Origin of the sequence: Ectothiorhodospira sp. BSL-9 (assembly GCF_001632845.1) — a bacterium.
GTDB lineage: Bacteria > Pseudomonadota > Gammaproteobacteria > Ectothiorhodospirales > Ectothiorhodospiraceae > Ectothiorhodospira.
On record NZ_CP011994.1, the window covers coordinates 30,558 to 51,467 of the forward strand.

Genomic DNA, 20,910 nt, shown 5'->3' on the forward strand with positions numbered 1-20,910 from the left:
TCAATCGGGCTCCGATACCTGGGCCTCGTCAAAGGTGGCCATGCAACCATGCAGATCACAGGCCAGGCGCAGCAGGGGCACGGCGGTCGCGGCGCCGCTGGCCTCGCCCAGCCGCATGCCCAGATCCAGCAGGGGGTCGGCCACCAGGGACGACAGCACATGACGATGACCCGGCTCGGCCGAGGCATGACCGAAGATCATCCAGTTACGCGCACTGGGACAGATGCGCACCGTGGCCAGGGCAGCAGCGGAACTGATGAAGCCGTCCACCATGATGGGCATCCCCATCTGGGCGCAGGCCAGGTAAGCACCGCTCATGGCAGCAATCTCGAAGCCACCCAGACGGCGCAGGCATTCCACCGGATCTTCCAGGTGGTCCTTGTGGAAGGCCAGAGCCCGGCGCAGCACATCGGCCTTGTGGCTGACCCCCGCCACGTCCAGCCCCGTACCGGGCCCCGCCAGTTCGCGGGGGTCCAGCCCCATGAGGGCGCAGGACAGCCCGGCGGCGGCGGTGGTGTTGCCGATGCCCATCTCACCGGCAATGTAGAGCTCGGTCCCGGCCAGACGGGCCCGCTCGGCGCTGTGGCGACCGGCGTTCATGGCCAGGGCCAGTTGATGCACGTCCATGGCTGGTGCCGAGACAAAATTCGCAGTACCCGGGCCCACACGCACGTCCAGCACACCCTCCAGGGGGCCGGTATCGGTGACCGTACCCAGGTTGATGACCTCCAGGCGGGCATCCAGGGAGCGGGCCAGTACGCTGATGGCGGCACCGCCGCGGGCAAAGTTGCGCACCATCTCTGCCGTCACCGATTGCGGGAACCGGGAGATACCCTCTGCTGCCACCCCGTGGTCGCCGGCGAAGATGCTGATCTGCACCGAGTCCACGCGGGGCGTGGCGCTGCCCTGCATGCCCGCCAGGCGACAGGCCAGGGGTTCCAGCAGGCCCAGGGAGCCCAGGGGTTTGGTCAGGCGGGTCTGGCGTTCTTCCGCATCCAGGCGGGCCTGTTCGTCGATATCGGCGGCAGGCACCTGCAACCAGGGGGTTTCATTATTCAAAGGCTTTCTCCTTTCAATACCAGGGGCAGGCCGGCCACGGTCAGTACCACGCGGTCGCTGCGCGCCGCCACGGTCTGATGAAGCCGGCCGGCTTCGTCACAAAAACGTCGGGTCAGCTCCCCCATGGGGACAATGCCCATGCTGGTCTCATTGCTGACCATGATCAGGTGTCCGGGCAGTGCCGGCATTGCTTCCAGGAACCGGGTCTGCTCCTGGAGGCAGGTGTTCTCGTCTTCATCCCAGAGCAGGTGGGTGAGCCACAGCGTCAGGCAATCCACCAGCAGGCAGTGGTCGGGCCGGGCATGCTGGTGAAGCACATCGGCCAGGTCGGCGCCCGCTTCCACCAGACCCCAGTCATCGGGCCGGCGGTCCCGGTGATGCTGGATGCGCTGGCGCATCTCCTCGTCATCACGTACCCGGGCAGTGGCCACATAGGTCACCGGCAAACCACTCTCCAATGCCAGGCGTTCGGCCAGGGCGCTCTTGCCGGAGCGAACGCCACCGAGGATCAATTCTTTCATTCCAGCCACTCCAGAATCCGCTCCATATCCAGATGCGTCTCCACCGCATCGGCCAGCTGCTCGAAACCGGCCTCCCGGTCATCGGACAGATCCCTGCCCTCCACGGCATCCAGCCCGGCCCAGACGAGCAGGGCACTCAGGGCCTCGCCGCGATCAAACAGGCCATGGACATAGGTGCCCATCACCTGCCCGTCTTCCGACAGGGCCCCGTCCGGGCCATGGTTCAGTTGTGTTGCCGGCCTGGCCAGGGCCGCACCGCGACTCACGCCGGCGTGAATCTCGTAACCTTCCAGGGGCGCGCCATCACGCAGATGTCCCCGCACCTGGCGCAGTTGCTTGCCCTGGGCCAGGGTGGTCTCCATCTCCAGCAGACCCAGGCCAGCGCTGCTGCCCGGTTCTCCTTCCACGCCTTCCGGGTCATGGAGGCGCTGTCCCAGCATCTGAAAACCACCGCAGATACCCAGCAGGCGCCCGCCATAGCGCAGGTGCCGGAAGATATCCTTCACCCAGCCCTGTTGATGCAGCCAGGCCAGATCCGCACGTACGGCCTTGGATCCCGGCAGGATGATCAGGTCCGCCGGCGGCAGGGTTTCCCCAGGCCCAACCCAGACAAGATTCACCCGGGGATGCAGTCTCAGGGGATCGAAGTCGGTGTGGTTGCTGATGCGGGGCAGCACAGGCACCACCACATTCAACACCGGCTCGCCCTGCGGGTTGCCTGTTATCGGCATGTCGGGCGCCTCGGGCAGCCCATCTTCCGCTTCCAGGTACAGGCCCTTGAGATACGGCAGCACTCCCAGCACCGGCTTGCCGGTCTCCCGCTCCAGCCATTCCAGGCCCGGCTCCAGTAAGCGGATATCACCCCGAAAGCGATTGATCACGAAGCCCACCACCCGCCGGCGCTCGGACTCGGACAACAGCGCCAGCGTGCCCACCAGATGAGCGAACACACCGCCACGATCGATATCCGCCACCAGGATCACCGGGCAATCCACCGCCTCGGCAAAGCCCATGTTGGCGATATCCCCCTCGCGCAGATTGATCTCTGCCGGGGAGCCGGCCCCTTCGACCAGCACCACGTCATACCGGGCCCCAAGACGCTCATGGGCGGCCACCACCCGGCCCAGCAACTCCGGCTTCAGGCGTTGGTAGTCGCCTGCGTTGGACAGCGTCAGGGGCTGCCCATCCAGGATCACCTGAGCCCCCTGATCCGAGCAGGGCTTGAGCAGCACCGGGTTCATGTCGGTGTGGGGCGCCACCCGACAGGCCGCGGCCTGCACCGCCTGGGCCCGCCCGATTTCTCCACCCTCGGGGGTGACGGCGCTGTTCAGGGCCATGTTCTGGGGCTTGAAAGGGGCCACCGCCAGGCCACGCCTTACCAGGGCGCGCCCCAAAGCGGTGACCAGGGTGCTCTTGCCCGCATCGGAGGTGGTGCCCTGGATCATCAGGGTGCCCCGACTCATGCGCCGTTTTTCCGAAGCGTGTCCTTGAGGGCCTCTTCCAGGCGTTGCCACTGCTGCTCATTGGCTGGCAGGCCGAAACGCAGGCTGAGCGGATCGGTGAACAAGCGGGTCAGGATGCCCTGGTGCCGCAAAGCCTGGTGAAGCTCCAGCGCCTGGTCGGTGCGTATCCATTGAAACAGTGACGTACCGCCGTGGGGCGACAGACCGTGTGTATCCAGGCAGTCCCTGAGCCGCGCCCCTGCCTCATGGAGTTCCATGCGGGTCTGTTTCTGCCAGTCGCGATCCTCCAGGGCCCGGGTGGCCACCCAGCGGGAGGGGCCGGTCACGGTCCAGGGCCCCAGGGCAGCGGCCAGGTGCAGACGGATATCCGCCTCGGCAAAGACAAAACCCACCCGGGCACCGGCCAGGCCGAAAAACTTGCCCAGGGAACGCATCACGATCAGCCCCGGCTGCGGGCAGACAGGGGCCAGACTGCGTTCCGGCGTGGCATCCATGAAGGCCTCATCGACGATGAGCCAGCCGCCCTTGTCGGCCAGGTGCTGATGCCAGGACTGCAGGCGCCCTGGATCGAATAGGCCTCCAGTGGGGTTATTGGGATGCACCAGCAGCAGCACATCCAGCACCGGCAGATGTTCCTCGATGGTCTCAGGCGCCAGGGCACGCACCGTGTGCCCTGCCCTCTCCCAGGCGTGGGCGTGCTCACCGTAGCTGGGGTGCAGCACGCCCACGCACCGTCCCGGCGTCAGCAAGGTGGGCAGGGCCTGAATGGCCGCCTGGGAGCCCGCCACGGGCAACACGTGGGAGCTGCCATAATAATGTTTCGCGGCCGCCTCCAGGCCATCCTCCTCTTCCGGCAGACGCATCCACTGTGCACCCGGCACGGCAGGCACGGGCCAGCCATTGGGGTTGATTCCGGTGGACAGATCGAGCCAGTCCTCCAGGGGAATGCCCTCTTCCCGGGCTGCTGCACGCAGACGTCCCCCGTGTGGCAGGAAGGGTACCGAGGATGAAGCGGCCGGGTTGTCTGCGTTGCATTGGGTCAAGCGTGTCAGCCTCCAGATCAGTGCGAAACGGCATCCTTTGATGAGGGAGACCTTGGGGCGCCCCCGAAATCCTGATACTTCAGAGCTCTTGTAAAAACCGCATTGGCTGCAGCAAGCCCCCGTGGGAGCGGCCCTCGGCCGCGAATGGCTGAGTCATCGGCCGCCGCCCCGGCCGGAGATCGGAGTGGACCTCGGAGGGACCGGGTTCCTTCCAGCGGGACGCCGTGAATACATCCCTGTAGGCTCTGCAGCCGCATCCTGCGGCTGAAGCCCGCTTACAGGAACCCGCTCCCCCCGAGGTCCGGACAGTCCGGAGTCTTTTTCGAAAAGCCATTCGCGGCCGAGGGCCGCTCCCACGGGGGTTGGCGGGGCAATCATCTGGCCTCATCACATCATGATGATCAGGGCACCGATTCCCAACACCACCAGCCAGATCCACATGGCCCGGCGCATCAGGCCCAGTGCCCGATCAATATCCACGCCCTGGGCATCGGCACCTTCGCCCAGATCCGGGCGCTCCTCGCTGCGCCCATGGTAGATGGCCGCCCCACCCAGACGCACGCCCAGCGCCCCCGCCCCAGCCGCCATCACCGGGCCGGCATTCGGGCTTTTCCACACCGTTCCCTGACGGCGCCAACAACGGAAGGCCCGGCGCGTTCCGTCGAGCCCACCCGCGGCCAGGGCATACGCCAGGGCCGTGAGTCGCGCCGGGATGTAATTGAGCACATCGTCCAGCCGTGCCGCCGCCCAGCCAAAATGCCGGTAGCGGTCATTCCGGTAACCCCACATGGCATCCAGGGTGTTCACCAGCCGATAGGCCACCACCCCGGGGGCGCCTGCCACCACAAACCAGAAGATGGGGGCGAACACGGCATCGTTGCCGTTTTCCAGCACTGACTCCACAGTGGCCTTGCTGATCTCCGTCTCATCAATGTTCTGGGTGTCCCTGCTCACCAGAAAGGCCACCCGCTCACGGGCCTGGGGCAGATCCCCTTGCATCAGGGCGGCACCGATGCCACGCCCATGCTCTCCCAGGCTGCGCCAGCCGATGGCCAGATACAACAGGATGAGTTCCACCGCCCAGCCCCAGGCGGGCGCGGTCAACCAGGCGCTGAACAGTACCAGCGGGATCAACAGCCCCGCCACCAGCCAGGCACCTCGGCGCCAATCATCGGCGTAGCAACAGCGCTCCGCCGCGTCGATCAGCGCCCCGAAACCCACCAGCGGATGCCACCGCCGGGGCTCGCCGAGCCAGCGGTCCAGCAGCAGGGCTGCGACGATGAGGGTGAATGTCAGCATGTGTGGTTCATTATCCCATCAACCTCTAACGGCCATCGAGAGCAGGGTGCGGCAAGGAGCCTGAAATGCATCATCCTCTCAACAACCTCCCCACCGCCTGCGGATTGGACGGGAAATAAACATGCACATACGTCGCCGTCACCCCCCCACCCGATATACCGGCTCTGACGTCGCCCGACCATTGGGGCATCGCGACCGCGTCAAAGGCGTCAAGGGCGATTCCATGGCCGAGTGATGGAAGGTGTGCCCTCGCAGCACACCCTCCGGCAAGGTCACCTCCTGGGGCCCCAGGGATGCCAGTCTTCCCTGCATTCGTGCAGTGCCTGTCAGCAGGCCGGCCATGTCCGCGCCCTGCCCCTCCTTGTCCTCCAACCGATCCAGCAAGTAGAGCATGCCACCACATTCCGCCAGCAACGGTCGCCCAGCTTGCACGTGGGCGGCCAGATCCTGCTTCAGCCCCACATTGGCCGCCAGGGCCTCCATGTGCAGCTCCGGGTAACCCCCGGGCAGGTACACCGCATCCGCCTTGGGCAACCTCTCCCCGGCCACGGGGGAGAAGAACTGCAGACTGGCTCCCATCTGCTCCAGCAACTCCAGATTGGCGGGGTAGATGAAGGCAAAGGCCTGATCCCGGGCGATGGCAATGCGTCGTCCCTCCAGAGACCGGGGCGGCGGGGTGGCCGAACCAGGCTCAAAGGCCACCGGCGGCGGCAGGCCATCCGGCTTCCACACCAGCTGCGCTGCCGCGGCTTCCAGTCGCTGATCCAGGTCGGCGATCTCCTCGGCCTGCACCAGGCCCAGATGCCGACTGGGCAGGGCCGCATCGGCGGACTTGGGCAGATAGCCAAAGGCGGTGAGATTCGAGGGAAGTCGCTCCATGAGCATGCCGTAATGCCGCTCCCCGCTGACGCGATTGGCCAGCACGCCGGCAAAGGGCACATCGGCGCGAAAGGTGGACAGACCATGGGCCAGGGCGCCGAAGGTCTGGGCCATGGCAGCCCCATTGATGGCCGGCATCACCGGAATGCCGAACCGGGCGGCGATGTCGGCGCTGGAAGGTCGCCCATCGAACAGGCCCATCACCCCCTCCACCAGGATCAGATCCGACTCGCCCGCCGCCTCATACAGACGTTGCCGGGCATCCTCCTCCCCGGTCATCCACATGTCCAGGGTGTGCACGGGGTGCCCGCTGGCCTGCTGATGGATCATCGGGTCGAGAAAGTCCGGCCCCGCCTTGAACACCCGCACCCGCCGCCCCTGGTTGCGATGGTAGCGCGCCAGCGCCGCCGTCACCGTGGTCTTGCCCTGACCGGAGGCGGTGGCGGTGATGAGCAGGGCTGGGCAATGGTGAGTGGTCATGGTCGGCCTCGTGGATTCACATCGTCACCCTCACCCCAACCCCTTGAGGGGAAACTCCACCAACTCCCTTCTCCCCTCGGGGGAGAAGGGCCGGGGATGAGGGGCGGCGGAGGTCACTGTTGCTGGTAGTTTAACGTGACGAAGAAGGCGCGGCCGGGTTGGTTGTAGTCGCGAACTACTTCGTACTCCCGGTCAAAGACATTATCCACCTTTGCACGCAAGGTCCATTCTTCAGTCATGGCATAAGATGCCCGGAGACCCAGTACCTCATAACCACCTACGCGATTCTGCTCACCTTGCTGATCGTAGCGGCCACCTTCAACCAACAGCGTACCGCCTACAGTAAAGACTGATAATTCACGATCAACATCTAAACGGAGCGTATTACGAGAACGGCGTTGTAACTGGGTGCCGCTGTCCCGATCCTCGGGCTGCAAATGAGTGTAGGCGGCACTCGCCATCCAGCCTCCTTGACGCAAACCACCCTCCAACTCCAAGCCCCGAATCCGGGCTTCTCGGACATTCTCTGGACGCATGGGGTCAAAACCCGTGTTGATAATCAAATTATCGATTTGACTCTCAAACAAGGTCGCGGACAAGAAGCGTGGCCCCGCATCATACCGAAGACCAACTTCGTAGGTTTCTGACTTCTCTGGCTCAAGCTCTGAATTGCCGGAATAACTGAAACCACCTTGATATACCGTAAACGGAAAATACAACTCGTTGAATGTTGGAGCCTTGAAGGCGGTCCCAAAGCTGACCCAAGAGCGCACCTCCTCAGTGAACTGATAACCCCAAGCGATCTGTCCCGTAGTCTCAGAATCGAACGCTTCGTTATCGTCAAGACGCAAACTTCCGGACACAGAATGCCTACCCAGATCCGTTTGCATTTGTATATATCCACCCCAATTATCTCGGCTGCTTCTGTCGAAATCTCCGGTTCCAGTAACCCGATCTTGAAGGAAATCAATCCCCAGGGTCAGCAAGGATGTACCGAGCGCCAGATCATTCTGCCAGCCCAATTGATAGCGCTCAGTATCGAAGCGGGATGAAAAAAGCCCATCTTCATAGTTCTTTCCATCATCTCGGCTATAGCCCACACTAAACTGGGTAAACCAAGCTTCATTTACTTGGCTACGCATCCCCACCTGAGAAACATACTGAGCGAATTCAGACCAGTCTCTAGCAGGAGAGCCCCGATCATAATCTGTTTCGCCTTGGGAATGTAAGAGTCTCGCAAAGACCTCGGTATCATCGGTTAATTGATGTATCACACTCCCTGAAATTGTAAAATTATCATAACCATCTCGATCGCTATTACCGATATCGTCCCGCACATTGATCCCGTCGGTCTGAAAGTAACCAGCGGAAAGATCGTAACGAGTGGTTTCATTTGAGCCACCGACGCCAAATCCCAGTTCCGCGCTACCAAAAGATCCTACACCTAACCGCGCTCGCACCCGTGCCGGACCTTGGCCATCACGCGTGAAGATCTGGATAACACCACCAATCGCATCAGCTCCATACAAACTGGTTCGGGGGCCCCTCACAATCTCAATGCGTTCAATTTCTGAAGGGGAGAGAAATTGCCAAGCAGCCTGTCCAGTGGTTGCCGAACCCAGCCGGACTCCGTCTACAAGCAACAGAGTGTGATCAGATTCAGTGCCACGCATAAACAGACTAGTGTTTTTTCCAAAAGGTCCATTCTGGCTCAATCCGATACCAGCCCTTCCTTTCAGCAGATCGGCAAACTCCTTCGGCTGCAGCCGCTCGATCTCCTCGCGGTCGATCACGGTGACGGAGGCCAGGGTCTGGTCGGTGGTTTGGGCTGTGCGGGTGGGGGTGACCAGGATGGGGTCCAGTTGGGCCACCTGTTCCTGGGCGCTGACAAGGGAAGGGATGGCCAGCAGAACGGCTGCCGGCAGGAAGGATCGGGTTTGCATGTGTGTGTACTCTCCGGTGCGCCGCCCGCGCACCTGTCATGGGCCAGGATGCGGCACGAGGAGAGCAGCGGATCGATCAGGCCCATCGGTGCGTGGCGCACCGGAAAGCCAGATCCACCGGAATGAGACCCGAGAAGACGAGCCGCGCAAAGCCCTCCGCAATGCCGCGTAAACGCATCAGGCCGGTCTCCGGGCTCGCGGACGGGTCATCTTTGACCGGGTCAAGGCACCTTCCCACGCTTGCGCGCAGTGGCTTCACGCCTTGCCGGGGTTGCTGCGGTGACATGCAGAAACCCTCGTCTCGCCTACCGTTGCGGGGGCAGCGCCGGACTGGTCTGCAGAATCTGGCAGACATACCGGCTTCCCGTTTCACCAGACGGATGTCAATCGTCTGGCACCTGAAGCGAGGCGGTATCATACGCAAACGATTGTGGATATTCCAATGTGAGCCGCAGGGATTACTGTCAGGGCAGATGGACATCCATGCGCCTGAGGCGCGCCCATTCGCGGCCAAGGGCCGCTCCCACGGGAAGTGGGTGCTGGCAGGGTTGGATACCGATGGGCCCGGAGGATCATGCAGGTGGCCAGCACCCGCATCGCTGTTATGATGCCCTCCTTTCAAGCGCCCGACCCCAACACCATGAGACACCCTCACCGCATAAGCCATACCCCGCCATTTCACGACAAATGGGCACATATCGCCGCCGTTTGCGTCCTCCTTGTCACCGCCTCAGTAACCACGAACGCTGGCGCAGAGCCCGTGACGGTCACCGACGACAAGGGCCGTGAGGTGCGCCTTGAGGCGCCTGCCAAACGCATCATCAGCCTGGCCCCGCACATCACCGAAAACCTGTTTGCCCTGGGCGCCGGCGACCAGATCGTTGGGGCCGTCAACTACAGCGATTACCCCGAAGCCGCCGAAGACATCCCCCGGGTGGGCAGCTACAAGCAACTGGACCTGGAATCCATCCTCGCCCTGCAACCGGACCTGGTGGTGGCCTGGGAGAGCGGCAACGTGCGGGCACAACTGGAACGCCTGGAAGCCCTGGGCTATCCCCTCTACTTCAGCAACCCGCAAACCTTCGAACAACTGGCCTCCGGCCTGGAACGCCTGGGACACCTCACGGGTCACGCCAGTGGCGGTCAAGAAGCGGGAACCCACGTACGCCACACCCTGGCCGAACTTGAAGAGCGATACGGCGAGCAGCCCCCTGTGAGCGTCTTCTACCAGGTATGGGATCGCCCCCTGATGAGCCTCAACGATGAACACCTCATTTCCCAGGCCATCCGCCTCTGCGGCGGCGAGAACATCTTCGGCCACCTGGATACCCAGGTGCCGCGCCTGGATCGCGAGGTCGTCCTCGCCGCCAATCCCGAAACCATCATCGGCGGCGGCATGGGCGAGGACAACCCACAATGGGTGGAAGACTGGCGCCGCTGGTCCGACATGACCGCCGTGCAGCGGGATAATCTCTTTTTCATCCCCCCGTCCCTGATCCAGCGCCCCACGCCGCGCATCCTGGAAGGCACCCGGATGATCTGCGATTTTCTGGAAACCGCCCGCGAACGTCGCCCGGAGGGCGATGAGTGACGCGCCTGGCGTTCATCCTGGCCATCCTGCTGGGTGGCTCGCTGGCCGCCGTGATGACGGCCGTGGCCGTGGGCAGCGTGCCGCTCACCCCTGCCGAGACCCTGGCGGTACTCACCGGCGGCGGCGAGCCCCTGCATCGCACCCTGATCCTGGAGTTGCGCCTGCCCCGTACCCTGGCCGCCTTTGCCACGGGTGGACTGCTGGCAGTGGCCGGCGCCTTGATGCAGGTGCTGTTGCGCAACCCACTGGCCGACCCCTACGTACTGGGCCTGTCGGGCGGGGCGGCGGTGGGCGCCCTGCTGGCCATGCTGGCGGGCCTGGGCACCGTGGTGGTCTCCGGATCGGCCTTTATCGGCGCCATGATCTCCACCCTGATCGTCTTCGGCCTGGCCCATGGCACCGGTAGCTGGACGCCCACCCGCCTGCTGCTCACCGGCGTGGTGGTGGCAGCCGGCTGGGGAGCCTTCATCAGTTTCATGCTGGCGGTCAGCCCCACGGAGGAACTCCCTGGAATGCTGTACTGGTTAATGGGTGACCTGTCCCACGCCCACAGCATCTGGCCCGCCTGGACCGTGCTGGTACTGGTGGTGCTGGCCGCCATGCCCCTGGGGCGCAGCCTCAACGTGCTGGCCCGAGGGCCCATGCAGGCCGCAGCGCTGGGAGTGGCGGTGCGGCCACTGGAGTGGACCATCTACATTGTTGCCGCCTTGGTGACCGCAACCGCCGTGACGGTGGCGGGCAGCATCGGCTTTGTGGGCCTGGTGGTGCCTCATATGCTGCGTCTGGTGCTGGGCAACGACCAGCGCATCATCCTGCCGGCCTCGGCCCTGGCGGGGGGCATCCTGCTCACCCTGGCGGACACCCTGGCGCGCACGATCATCGCACCACAGCAGTTGCCGGTGGGGGTGATCACGGCAATGCTGGGGGTGCCGGTGTTCCTGTATTTGCTGCATCGAAGCAGGTAACGCCCATGGAATCCGTCCCCCCATCATCCTCCCCTCCCCTGCTGGAACTGGTCGATCTCATCGTCGACATCCCCGGTCGCCCCGACAGCGCGCCTCTCAACCTGGGTGTGCGCGCCGGAGAATGCTGGGGTGTGCTAGGCCCCAACGGGGTGGGCAAGAGCACGCTGCTGCATACCCTGGCCGGACTGCGCCCGGCCCGGCGCGGTAGCCTGCGTCTCGATGGAAAATTCATTCATCAACTGCCTCGGCGCCAGATCGCCCGGCATCTGGGAATGGTCTTTCAGGATCGCCAGGATGGTTTCCCCGCCTCGGTGCTGGAAACCGCCCTGATCGGCCGTCACCCCTATCTACGCGCCTGGGAACTGGAATCGGCAGAAGACTACGCCGCGGCACAGGCGGCCCTGGCCCGGGTTGACCTCACCGGCATGGAGGAACGCCCCATCGCCACGCTGTCCGGCGGCGAGCGACAGCGACTGGCCATTGCCACCGCGCTCACTCAGGACCCCCAGGTGTTTCTGCTGGATGAACCCACCAATCACCTGGACCTGCATCACCAGGTAGAGGTACTGGATATCGTCCGCGGGATGGTGACCCAGGGGCGCGGGGCGATCCTCACCATGCATGACGTCAACCTGGCCGCCCGCTACTGCGATCATCTGCTGCTCATGTACCCCACCGGTGAGGCCTGCTGGGGAACCACCCGGGACATGCTGGTGCCAAAGGCGCTGGAGAAGTTGTACGGCCAGCCCCTGGCTGTCGGTGAAGTGGATGGCATGCCGGTCTTCCTGCCGCTGGGGCGCTAGGGATTTGATGTTTTCATTGGCGTAGTGATCACCTGCATTAGTAGAATGAATCTAACTTCACAGCGGCCACGCCGGATCCGGTCGCACGCCCAACAAGGATTCCCTCACCCGCAATGAATCTACCCCAACCGGTTCGCCGCTTCCTGCCCCTCATCCTCCTTGCCCTGGGTATCCTGGGCTTCATCCTGCTCATGATCACCCGCCCGGAGCAGCCCCCCCGGGAGGTGGCTGAGCGGGCCTGGCGTGTGGACGTGCAGGAAATCGAACTGCAGACCCTCTCGCCACAACTCACCCTGTACGGCCACGTCACCTCGCCAAGGGCCGCCAGCCTCCGGGCTGCCGTGGAGGCCGACGTGGCCCAGGTGCCCGCCGAGGAAGGGCGGCGGGTTGAGGCCGGCGACACCCTGGTGGAACTGGACAGACGCGAACTGAGCCTGCTGGTGGACCAGCGGCAGGCCGACCTGGATGATCTGCAGGCCCAGTTGCGCGCCCTGGAGCGCAGTCATGCACGGGACCAGGAAGCCCTGGAGCGGGAACAGACCCTGCTGACACTGGCCCGACGCTCCGTGGAGCGCGCCGAGGACCTGCAACGACGCAACGTGGGTTCCCCCACCGCTGTGGAGGATGCCCAGCGCACCCTGGAGCAACAGGCCCTGGCCGTGGCCAACCGTCGACTGGCGGTGGAGGACTTCGAAGCCCAGCAGGAGCAAATCAAGGCCCGCGCACGCCGCGCCGAGTCATTGCTGGAACAGGCCAGGCTGGATCTGGAGCGCAGCCGCATCACCGCCCCCTTCGATGCACGCATCTCCCAGGTGCAGGTAGCGCCGGGAGACCGGGTGCGCGTGGGGGATGCCCTCGTTGCACTGTATGACCTGGAGGCCCTGGAGGTGCGCGCCCGCATTCCCGCCACCTACATGCCGCGCGTGCGGGCGGCGCTCGAGGCGCACGACGCGCCCGAAGCCTTGGGTCTGGTGGATGGTCTGGAAGTCTCCCTCACCCTCGTGCGACTCGCCGGCGAGAGCCCCGCAGGTGGTGCAGGCGTGGAAGGCATCTTCCGGGTTGGCTCCGGCGCAGGTGAAATCCCCATGGGCCGCTTCATGACCGTGCGCCTCTCACTGCCGGCGCAAACGGACGTGGTCGCCCTGCCCTTCGAGGCCCTGTACGGCCTGGACCGCATCTATCGCCTGGAGGAGGACCGCATGCGCCGTATCGGCGTGGAGCGCATTGGCGAATGGACCGACGCCTCCGGTCGTGAAAGAGTGCTGGTGGCCAGCCCTGAACTGTCCACCGGCGACCGAATCATCGTCACCCGCCTGCCCAATGCCATGGACGGGCTGCGCGTCAGCGTCGGGGGCGAGTAATCCATGACCCGTTCCCGAGGTGTGATCGGTTTCTTCCTGCGTCATCCCGTGGCCGCCAATCTGCTGGTGGTGCTGATGCTGCTGTCCGGGTCCTGGGCCCTGCTCAAGCTCAATACCCAGTTCTTCCCCACCTTTGCCCTGGACTTCGTCACCGTTCAGGTCACCTGGACCGGTGCCAGCGCCGAGGACGTGCAACAGGGCATCACCATCCCCCTGGAGCAGGAACTGCGTACCGTGGACGGCCTGCGCAACCTCACCTCCACCTCATCCCTGGGTGTCGCCGCCATCACCCTGGAGTTCGAGTCGGGCACCGACATGACCCTGGCCACGGACCAGGTCAAGGACCGGGTGGCCCAGCAACGTAACCTGCCAGACGCCGCCGAAACCCCGGTGGTGACCCGGGTGATCCGCTATGAGCCCATCGCCCGACTGCTGATCACCGGCCCCGATGACCTGCGGGAACTGCGGCCGCTGGTGCGGGACCTGGAGCGCCAACTACTGGATGCAGGGATCGCCCGGGTGGAGTTCACCGGCCTGCCCGAGGAGCAGATGGCCATCCAGGTGCCTACCGCTCAGCTACTGGATCTGGGCATGTCCCTGAACCAGGTGGGTGAGCGCGTGGATGCCCTCTCCCGGGACCTGCCCGCCGGCATCGTGGGTCGTGACGACACGGCCCGACAACTGCGCAGCCTGGAACAGGGCCGCGAGGCCATGGATTTCGCGCGCCTGCCCTTGCGTTCCGAGACCGAGGGCGGGCTGATCCTGCTGGGCGACGTGGCCGAGATCGAGCGCCGCCCCCGGGACAACCAGACCTTCATCCGCTATCAAGGCAAACCCGCCGTGGAACTGGCCCTGCAACGTACCGAGCAGGACGATGCCCTGGGTGCCTCGTCGGTGCTGCTGGATTGGCTGGAAGAGGTGGAGCCCACCCTGCCGCCCGGCGTGGACATCCACATTTACGATCAGTTTTACGAGCCCCTGGTGGAACGCATCGGGCTGCTCCTCAAGAACGGGGCCGGCGGCCTGCTGCTGGTGCTGGGCATCCTCTTCCTGTTCCTCAATGGCCGCCTGGCGCTGCGCGTGGCCCTGAGCATCCCCGTGTCCTTCACGGCTGCCTTCCTGGCCCTGTGGGCCCTGGGCGGCAGCATCAACATGATCTCCCTGTTCGGCTTCATCATGTCCCTGGGGATCATCGTCGACAATGCCATCGTCGTCAGCGAACACGCCTACACCCAGTATCAGCGGGGCATGAAGGCCGAGCAGGCCGCCGAACGCGGCGCCAGGCGCATGCTGGCCCCGGTGATCTCCGCCTCGCTGACCACGGTGGCAGCCTTCCTGCCGCTGATGCTCATCGGCGGCATCATCGGCAACATCCTGTTCGACATCCCGCTGGTGGTGATCTGCGTGATCCTGGCCACCCTGCTGATCAGCTTCCTGGTGCTGCCCTACCACCTGAAGAACAGCCTGGAGAAGGTTCAGCCACCGCGTCCAGGTTCCTTCCGGGCAGGCTTCGATCAACGCTTTGAGGCCTTCCGCGAGGGCCCGTTCCGGCGACTGGTCACCGGCTCCGTGAACAATGCGGGCCTCACCCTGGCCGGCGGCGTGGCAGTGCTCATCCTGGCGGTGGGCCTGCTGGCCGGCGGTCGGCTGGGGTTCACCTTCTTTCCCTCCCCCGAGGGTACGGTGATCAACGCCTCGGCCCATTTCGTGGCAGGCACCCCGCCACAACGGGTGGACGGTTTCCTCAAGCACCTGGAAGAAGAGCTGTACGCCACGGAGGAGGCCCTGGGCGGCGATCTGGTGCGCAACGTGGTGGTCCGCGCGGGCAAGGGAGTGGAAGGCGGCGGGGCCGATCAGGCACCGTCCGGCGACCAATTCGGCTCCATCCTCGTGGAACTCATCTCACCCGACCAGCGCCAGGTGCGCAACACCCAGTTCATTCGGGAATGGCAGTCCCGTATCCGCGAACCGGCGGGCATGGAGATGTTCAGTGTCACCGAGCGGCAGGCGGGGCCACCGGGGCGGGACGTGGATATTCGGCTGACAGGGGATGATCCCGACCGGGTGAAGGCTGCAGGCCTGGACCTGGCAGAAACCCTCAACGACTTCCCGGGCGTGTTCGCGGTGGAGGACAACATGCCCTTCGGGCGTGAACAGCTCATCTACCAGCTCACCCCGGAGGGCCTGGCCCAGGGCCTGACCACGGAATCTCTCGGACAGCAGTTGCGGGCAGCCTTCGATGGCCACCTGGCCCAGATCTACCAGGAGGGCCTGGAGGAGATCGAGGTGCGGGTGCTGTTACCGGATAATGAACGGCATCACACGGTCACCCTGGATCGTTTCGCGGTCATCCTGCCCGATGGGGGCATGGCCCCCCTGGACACCGTGGCGCAGTTGAGCCCCCGCCAGGGCTTCGAGACCCTGCGCCGTGCCGAAACCCGCCTGGCCATTGCCGTCTCCGCCGAGGTGGATCGTTCGGTGAACAATGCCGGACGCATCCGTGAACAGCTGGCCGAAGACGTGCTGCCCGAACTCACCCAGCGTTATGGGGTGGAGTGGTCCTTCGAGGGGCGCGCCGCCGATCAGGCGGACACCCTGGGAGACATGCGCACCGGCCTGATCTTCGCCCTGGCCCTGATCTACCTGACCCTGGCCTGGGTGTTCGGCTCCTATGGCTGGCCCCTGGTGGTGATGGCCATCATCCCCTTCGGCCTGCTGGGCGCCCTGGTGGGGCACTGGGTGCTGGGCATGGAGTTGACCATCCTGTCCCTGTTCGGCCTGTTCGGCCTGACGGGCATCGTGGTGAACAACTCCATCATCCTGGTGAGTTTCTATCAATCATTGCGTGGCGAGGGGCTGGCACAGGATGAAGCCATCATCGAGGCCTCCTGCCAGCGCTTGCGCGCCGTGGTACTCACCTCGTTCACCACCATCGCCGGCCTGATGCCGCTGCTGTTCGAGCGCTCCGTTCAGGCCCAGTTCCTGGTGCCCATGGCGGTGTCCATCGTCTTCGGCCTGGCGTTTGCGACGGTGCTGGTGCTGGTGGTCATCCCGGCGTTGCTGGCGATTCATGAGCGGCTGGCGGGCCGGTGGGGTCGGGCGCAGACAGCTTGATTGCAGCTTTGAGCCCCTCTCCCCTCCGGGGAGAGGGGTTGGGGTGAGGGGCTCGAGCAGTTCACTTGAAACCTACTCATAACTTATCTATGCTTTCCAATATGAAAAGATTGGTAAGCATCGGCGAGGCTGCCAAGGCGCTGGGCGTGTCCATTACGACACTGCGCCGCTGGGAGGCATCGGGTCGATTGGTGCCTGAGCACACAGCGGGCGGCCATCGCCGTTACGACCTGGCGAAACTCCGGCCCGAGATGTTCCGTGCCGAGGAAGACACAGGGCGGCGCACCGTGGCCTATGCTCGCGTGTCCAGCCATGATCAGAAGGAGGATCTGGAGCGGCAGAAACAGGTGCTGGAACTTTACTGCGCTCAGCAGGGATGGACGTTCGAGTTGATTTCCGACCTTGGTTCAGGGATGAACTATCACAAGAAAGGTTTGAAGCGACTGCTTGATGCCATCATCGATGGGGAAGTCGGGCGACTGGTGATCACCCACAAGGATCGGCTTTTGCGCTTCGGGGCCGAGTTGGTCTTTGCCCTCTGCGAAGCCAGGGAGGTCGAGGTGGTGATTCTCAACCAGGGTGAAGATACGACCTTTGAGGAAGACCTGGCGAAAGATGTGCTGGAGATCATCACCGTGTTCAGCGCCCGACTCTACGGCAGCCGCTCGCGCAAGAACCAGAAGCTGCTGGACGGCGTGAAGAAGGCCGTGGAGGACGCGACATGATCCGTGCCCACAGGATTGCGCTTGCGCCCAACAACAGGCAGGCGACCTATTTTGCCCGCGCGGCAGGCACGGCACGTTTTGCCTACAACTGGGCGTTGGCCGAATGGCAGTGCCAGTACGCGGCCTGGAAGCAGGACAACAGTCTGCCCAAACCCTCGCAGGCGGCGCTTCGTCGCCAGTTGAACGCCGTCAAGCGCGAGCAGTTTCCCTGGATGCTGGAGGTCACCAAAACGGCACCGCAGATGGCGATCATCCAATTGGGTGAAGCCTTCAAGCACTTCTTTGCCGGTCGGGCCAGGTATCCGAAGTTCCGCAAAAAAGGCGTTCATGACCGATTCACCCTCACCAACGACCAGTTCCGCGTCGAAGGCTCCCGCATCCGCATCCCCAACCTTGGCTGGGTGCGGATGCGGGAGTCGTTGCGCTTTACCGGCAAAGTCATGTCCGCGACGGTCTCCCGCGTCGCCGACCGCTGGTTTGTCAGCATCACCGTGGAGACCGAAGACCCACCCAGGCGACCGGCTGAAAACCAAGGCTCGGTCGGGGTGGATCTGGGGGTCTTGGCACTGGCCACGCTCTCGACGGGAGAACCCGCCATCCCTGGCCCCAAGGCGCATACCGCCTTGCTCAAGCGACTCCGCCGGCTATCACGCAGCCTGTCGCGCAAGCAAAAAGGCTCCAGCAACCGGAACAAGGCCAAGGCGAAACTGGCACGGCTGCATGCCCGCATTGCCAACATTCGCCAAGATGCCTTGCACAAGCTCACGTCGGATCTGACACGGCGGTTTCATACCATCGGCATCGAGGATCTGAATGTGCGCGGCATGATGGCGAACCGGCATCTGGCCCGATCCATTGCCGACATGAGCTTTCATGAGTTCCGGCGGCAACTGGCGTACAAGGCAGATCAGCGGGGTGGGCAGGTGGTGGTGGCCGACCGCTGGTTCCCCAGCAGCAAAATGTGTTCGGTCTGTGGAACGGTGCAGAAGGTCATGCCACTATCCACGCGGCAGTGGATGTGCCCGGACTGTGGCGTACACCACGACCGGGATGTGAATGCGGCAAGAAATCTTGCCCATTACGCCGTGAGTTCCACGGTGTCAGCCTGTGGAGAGGAAGGCGCTGGCTCAGGTCGCAAGACCGGAGTGAAACCGGCCTCTGTGAAGCAGGAAATCAGCACTGAACCTGTTTAGATGCTTCTGAGCAGGTTTGGGTAGGTATGATAGAACGGTCTCAGTAACGCCCCTCCAGCACCAACGCACTCCCTTCATTGCGCATCTCCACCCGCCCCAGGAAACTCATCCCCAACAGGGCAACGGGCGGTTCGCGACCCTGAAGCACCAGGGCCGGGACATTGCGCTGCTCGATCCCACCGACCCGCACACGATCCAGCGTCACCCGGTAAGCAAACTCCGTCCCCGACGCCGTTTGCACCGGAGTGAGTGTGCCCCGAGCATAATCCACACCCAGCCGCCGCGCCTCGGGTGCATTGAGCACCACTGCCGAGGCCCCGGTATCCACCAGGAACGTCAGCGCATGGCCATTCACCGCCCCGGAAGTGGTCAAGACCCCCTGAGAATTGGGATAGACCCGCGCCGACGCCGATGACCGCGCCTGGAAGGTACCGCCGGCACGGCCACCGCCAATCCCGATCTGCGTCGTGCGCCCATTCACCTCCACAGTGACGGTGCCACTGCGGCTGTCTGCCGCCCGCAGGGTGACTCCCTCGGGACTCACCTCCCCCACCTGCAGCACCCGACGTTCGCCATCAAACTCCATCACCGCCTGCTGACCGAACACACCCAGTACCTGTATGTCCACGGCGGCCACCGCGAAGGATGCACACAGAAACAGCAGACCCGCGAACAGGCTGCTCATGGAAGAAGCAGAAGGGAACAGTTTCATGGCCACGAGTATAGCGCGCCCGAGCCTCCCCCCGTGGGGGCGGGTTCCTGTAAGCGGGCTTCAGCCGCAGGAAGCGGCTGCAGAGCCTACAGGGATGTATTTACGGCGTCCCGCTGGAAGGAACCCGGTCGTCCCGAGGTCCACTCCGATCTATGGTCTGGGGCAAGGCCGAGGGTTTCGCCATTCGCGGCCGAGGGCCGCTCCCACAGGGGCCAACATCTTGCTTGGAGGAATCGACTCAGACCAGCCACCACGCCAGGGCCTGCAACACGATCAGGGCATAGATCCCTGCCAGCACATCATCGAGCATGATGCCGGTGCCGCCTTCCAGGTGTTTATCCAGCCACCCGATGGGCCAGGGCTTGAGGATGTCGAACAGACGGAACAGGACAAACCCCACCAGGATCCAGATCCACCCCGCCGGGGCGGCGATCATGGTGATGAGGAAGCCGGCGATCTCGTCCCAGACAATGCCGGGGTGATCATGCACGCCCAGGCGCCGGGAGCTCTCGCCGCAGAGCCAGATGCCCACGGCCACCACCAGCGCGGTGATCAGCAGATAGGCCCACAGGGGCAATCCCTGCAGGAGCAGGAAGATGGGGATGGCTGCCACCGTGCCGGCCGTGCCGGGGGCCTTGGGGGACAGGCCACTGCCGAAACCAAAGGCGAGGAAATGAACCGGGTCGCGCAGGATCTGCCGGGCGGGAGGTGTTTGGGTGGATTTTTTGGGCATGGTGTTCGCCAGGGTTAAAAAAATGGGGACAGACCCCTTTTTGCTCAGTCGCCGAAATGAGAGTAACCACCCTGTTCGAGGGTGAGAGGTGCACCATCGGGGCCCAGTATCCGCAGTCCGGGTTCGGCTTCGATGCGACCGATCACGGTGGCCGGGCAGCCCTGCTCCGCCAGCTGCTGACAGATGGGCTCCATGTCTGCTTCGGCCAGGGTGAACAGCAGTTCGTAGTCGTCGCCGCCGGCCAGGGGGAGTCGCCAGTGGGTGGTGTCACCCATGGCGCCCCGGAAGGCATCGGAGAGCGGCAGCGCGCCGGCCTGAAGGGTGGCGCCCACACCCGATGCCTTGAGCACATGCCCCAGATCCTGGACCAGGCCATCGGAGATGTCGATCCCGGCGTGGGCCCGGCCGCGCAGGATGTGTCCGGCGGCGATGCGGGGCGTGGGGCGGGTGAGCCGGGCCCTGAGGGTGGAGTCGGGGTGGGGATGATCCCATTGTTCCAGGGCCAGGGCGGCATCGCCCAGGGTGCCGGTGACCAGGATGTGGTCACCGGGTTGGGCACCATCTCGGCGCAGCGCCTGGCCGGGTGGCAGGTAGCCCAGGGCCTGAACGGTGATGGTGAGTGGGCCACGGGTGGTGTCTCCGCCGACGAGGTCGACGCCGTGTTCCCGGGCCAGGGCGTGGAAGCCTTCTGCGAAGGCTGTAAGCCAGGTGTCGTCGTGTTCAGGCAGTGTGAGTGCCAGGGTGGCCCACCGGGGCGTGGCCGCCATGGCAGCCAGGTCGCTCAGGTTGACGGCCAGGGCCTTGTGGCCGATGTCGCGGGGGTGGGTGTCTTCCGGGAAGTGCACGCCGGCAACGAGGGTGTCGACGCAGATGGCGAGGGTCTGATGGGGGGGTGGCTGGATGATGGCCGCGTCATCGCCGACACCCAGGAGGGTGTCGGCAGATGTGGTGGGGGGGGTGAAGTGGCGTTGGATGAGGTTGAATTCTTTCACTATGGGGACACTTTTTGGCCCCTCTCCCGCTGGC

The 20,910-nt window shown here is 64.4% G+C and carries 16 protein-coding genes, 1 pseudogene and 1 riboswitch; of the genes and pseudogenes, 7 read left to right on the top strand and 10 right to left on the bottom strand.

Going from position 1 to position 20,910, the window contains the following annotated elements:
* From cobT to ECTOBSL9_RS00195, 7 genes and pseudogenes are all read right to left on the bottom strand, one after another.
* Window positions 1–1,059: a nicotinate-nucleotide--dimethylbenzimidazole phosphoribosyltransferase gene (gene cobT, locus ECTOBSL9_RS00165; protein ID WP_063463360.1), complete on the bottom strand. Its 1,059-nt coding sequence runs from the start codon at window positions 1,057–1,059 to the stop codon at window positions 1–3.
* Window positions 1,056–1,580, bottom strand: a complete 525-nt coding sequence (cobU, locus tag ECTOBSL9_RS00170) for a bifunctional adenosylcobinamide kinase/adenosylcobinamide-phosphate guanylyltransferase (protein WP_063463361.1) — start codon at window positions 1,578–1,580, stop codon at window positions 1,056–1,058. Before cobU ends, cobT begins: the two co-directional genes overlap by 4 nt.
* Complete coding sequence (locus tag ECTOBSL9_RS00175; protein WP_063463362.1) at window positions 1,577–3,043, bottom strand: cobyric acid synthase; 1,467 nt, start codon at window positions 3,041–3,043, stop codon at window positions 1,577–1,579. The genes cobU and ECTOBSL9_RS00175 overlap by 4 nt, the downstream gene beginning before the upstream one ends.
* Window positions 3,040–4,086 carry a threonine-phosphate decarboxylase CobD gene (gene cobD / locus ECTOBSL9_RS00180; protein WP_063463363.1) on the bottom strand — a complete coding sequence of 349 codons (1,047 nt, stop codon included), beginning with the start codon at window positions 4,084–4,086 and terminating at the stop codon, window positions 3,040–3,042. Before cobD ends, ECTOBSL9_RS00175 begins: the two co-directional genes overlap by 4 nt.
* A gap of 387 nt (window positions 4,087–4,473) precedes the next feature.
* Window positions 4,474–5,385: an adenosylcobinamide-phosphate synthase CbiB gene (gene cbiB, locus ECTOBSL9_RS00185; protein ID WP_063463364.1), complete on the bottom strand. Its 912-nt coding sequence runs from the start codon at window positions 5,383–5,385 to the stop codon at window positions 4,474–4,476.
* Between the two features lie 70 nt (window positions 5,386–5,455).
* Window positions 5,456–6,744: pseudogene (locus tag ECTOBSL9_RS00190) on the bottom strand (cobyrinate a,c-diamide synthase).
* 113 nt (window positions 6,745–6,857) lie between these two features.
* A complete protein-coding gene (locus ECTOBSL9_RS00195; RefSeq protein WP_063463365.1) occupies window positions 6,858–8,687 on the bottom strand; it encodes a TonB-dependent receptor domain-containing protein in 1,830 nt (609 codons plus the stop codon).
* A gap of 162 nt (window positions 8,688–8,849) precedes the next feature.
* Window positions 8,850–9,104: riboswitch (cobalamin riboswitch) on the bottom strand.
* Window positions 9,105–9,327: 223 nt separating this feature from the next.
* Between ECTOBSL9_RS00195 and ECTOBSL9_RS00200 the strand changes: the two genes are divergently transcribed.
* The 7 genes from ECTOBSL9_RS00200 (at window position 9,328) to ECTOBSL9_RS00230 (ending at window position 18,439) form a co-directional block, all read left to right on the top strand.
* The gene (locus ECTOBSL9_RS00200) at window positions 9,328–10,278 is read left to right on the top strand and encodes a cobalamin-binding protein (protein ID WP_063465917.1); all 951 of its coding nucleotides are present in this window, start codon (window positions 9,328–9,330) and stop codon (window positions 10,276–10,278) included.
* On the top strand, window positions 10,275–11,243 hold the full coding sequence (locus ECTOBSL9_RS00205) for an iron ABC transporter permease (RefSeq protein ID WP_063463366.1): 969 nt from the start codon (window positions 10,275–10,277) through the stop codon (window positions 11,241–11,243). The genes ECTOBSL9_RS00200 and ECTOBSL9_RS00205 overlap by 4 nt, the downstream gene beginning before the upstream one ends.
* Window positions 11,244–11,248: 5 nt before the next feature.
* Window positions 11,249–12,046 carry an ABC transporter ATP-binding protein gene (locus ECTOBSL9_RS00210; protein ID WP_063463367.1) on the top strand — a complete coding sequence of 266 codons (798 nt, stop codon included), beginning with the start codon at window positions 11,249–11,251 and terminating at the stop codon, window positions 12,044–12,046.
* 113 nt (window positions 12,047–12,159) lie between these two features.
* Window positions 12,160–13,407 carry an efflux RND transporter periplasmic adaptor subunit gene (locus ECTOBSL9_RS00215; RefSeq protein WP_063463368.1) on the top strand — a complete coding sequence of 416 codons (1,248 nt, stop codon included), beginning with the start codon at window positions 12,160–12,162 and terminating at the stop codon, window positions 13,405–13,407.
* Between the two features lie 3 nt (window positions 13,408–13,410).
* Window positions 13,411–16,521 (top strand): efflux RND transporter permease subunit, encoded by a 3,111-nt coding sequence (locus tag ECTOBSL9_RS00220; protein WP_063463369.1) that lies wholly within the window; start codon window positions 13,411–13,413, stop codon window positions 16,519–16,521.
* Window positions 16,522–16,622: 101 nt separating this feature from the next.
* Complete coding sequence (locus tag ECTOBSL9_RS00225) at window positions 16,623–17,246, top strand: IS607 family transposase (protein ID WP_063463370.1); 624 nt, start codon at window positions 16,623–16,625, stop codon at window positions 17,244–17,246.
* Entirely contained in the window at window positions 17,243–18,439 is a 1,197-nt protein-coding gene (locus tag ECTOBSL9_RS00230) for an RNA-guided endonuclease TnpB family protein (RefSeq protein WP_063463371.1), read from the top strand. Before ECTOBSL9_RS00225 ends, ECTOBSL9_RS00230 begins: the two co-directional genes overlap by 4 nt.
* A gap of 40 nt (window positions 18,440–18,479) precedes the next feature.
* Here the strand turns inward: ECTOBSL9_RS00230 and ECTOBSL9_RS00235 are convergent, their stop codons facing one another.
* The 3 genes from ECTOBSL9_RS00235 to thiL form a co-directional block, all read right to left on the bottom strand.
* Window positions 18,480–19,124 (bottom strand): TIGR02281 family clan AA aspartic protease, encoded by a 645-nt coding sequence (locus tag ECTOBSL9_RS00235; protein WP_063463372.1) that lies wholly within the window; start codon window positions 19,122–19,124, stop codon window positions 18,480–18,482.
* A gap of 265 nt (window positions 19,125–19,389) precedes the next feature.
* Complete coding sequence (locus tag ECTOBSL9_RS00240; RefSeq protein WP_063463373.1) at window positions 19,390–19,884, bottom strand: phosphatidylglycerophosphatase A; 495 nt, start codon at window positions 19,882–19,884, stop codon at window positions 19,390–19,392.
* Between the two features lie 44 nt (window positions 19,885–19,928).
* The gene (gene thiL / locus ECTOBSL9_RS00245) at window positions 19,929–20,876 is read right to left on the bottom strand and encodes a thiamine-phosphate kinase (RefSeq protein ID WP_063463374.1); all 948 of its coding nucleotides are present in this window, start codon (window positions 20,874–20,876) and stop codon (window positions 19,929–19,931) included.
* Window positions 20,877–20,910 lie beyond the last annotated feature (34 nt).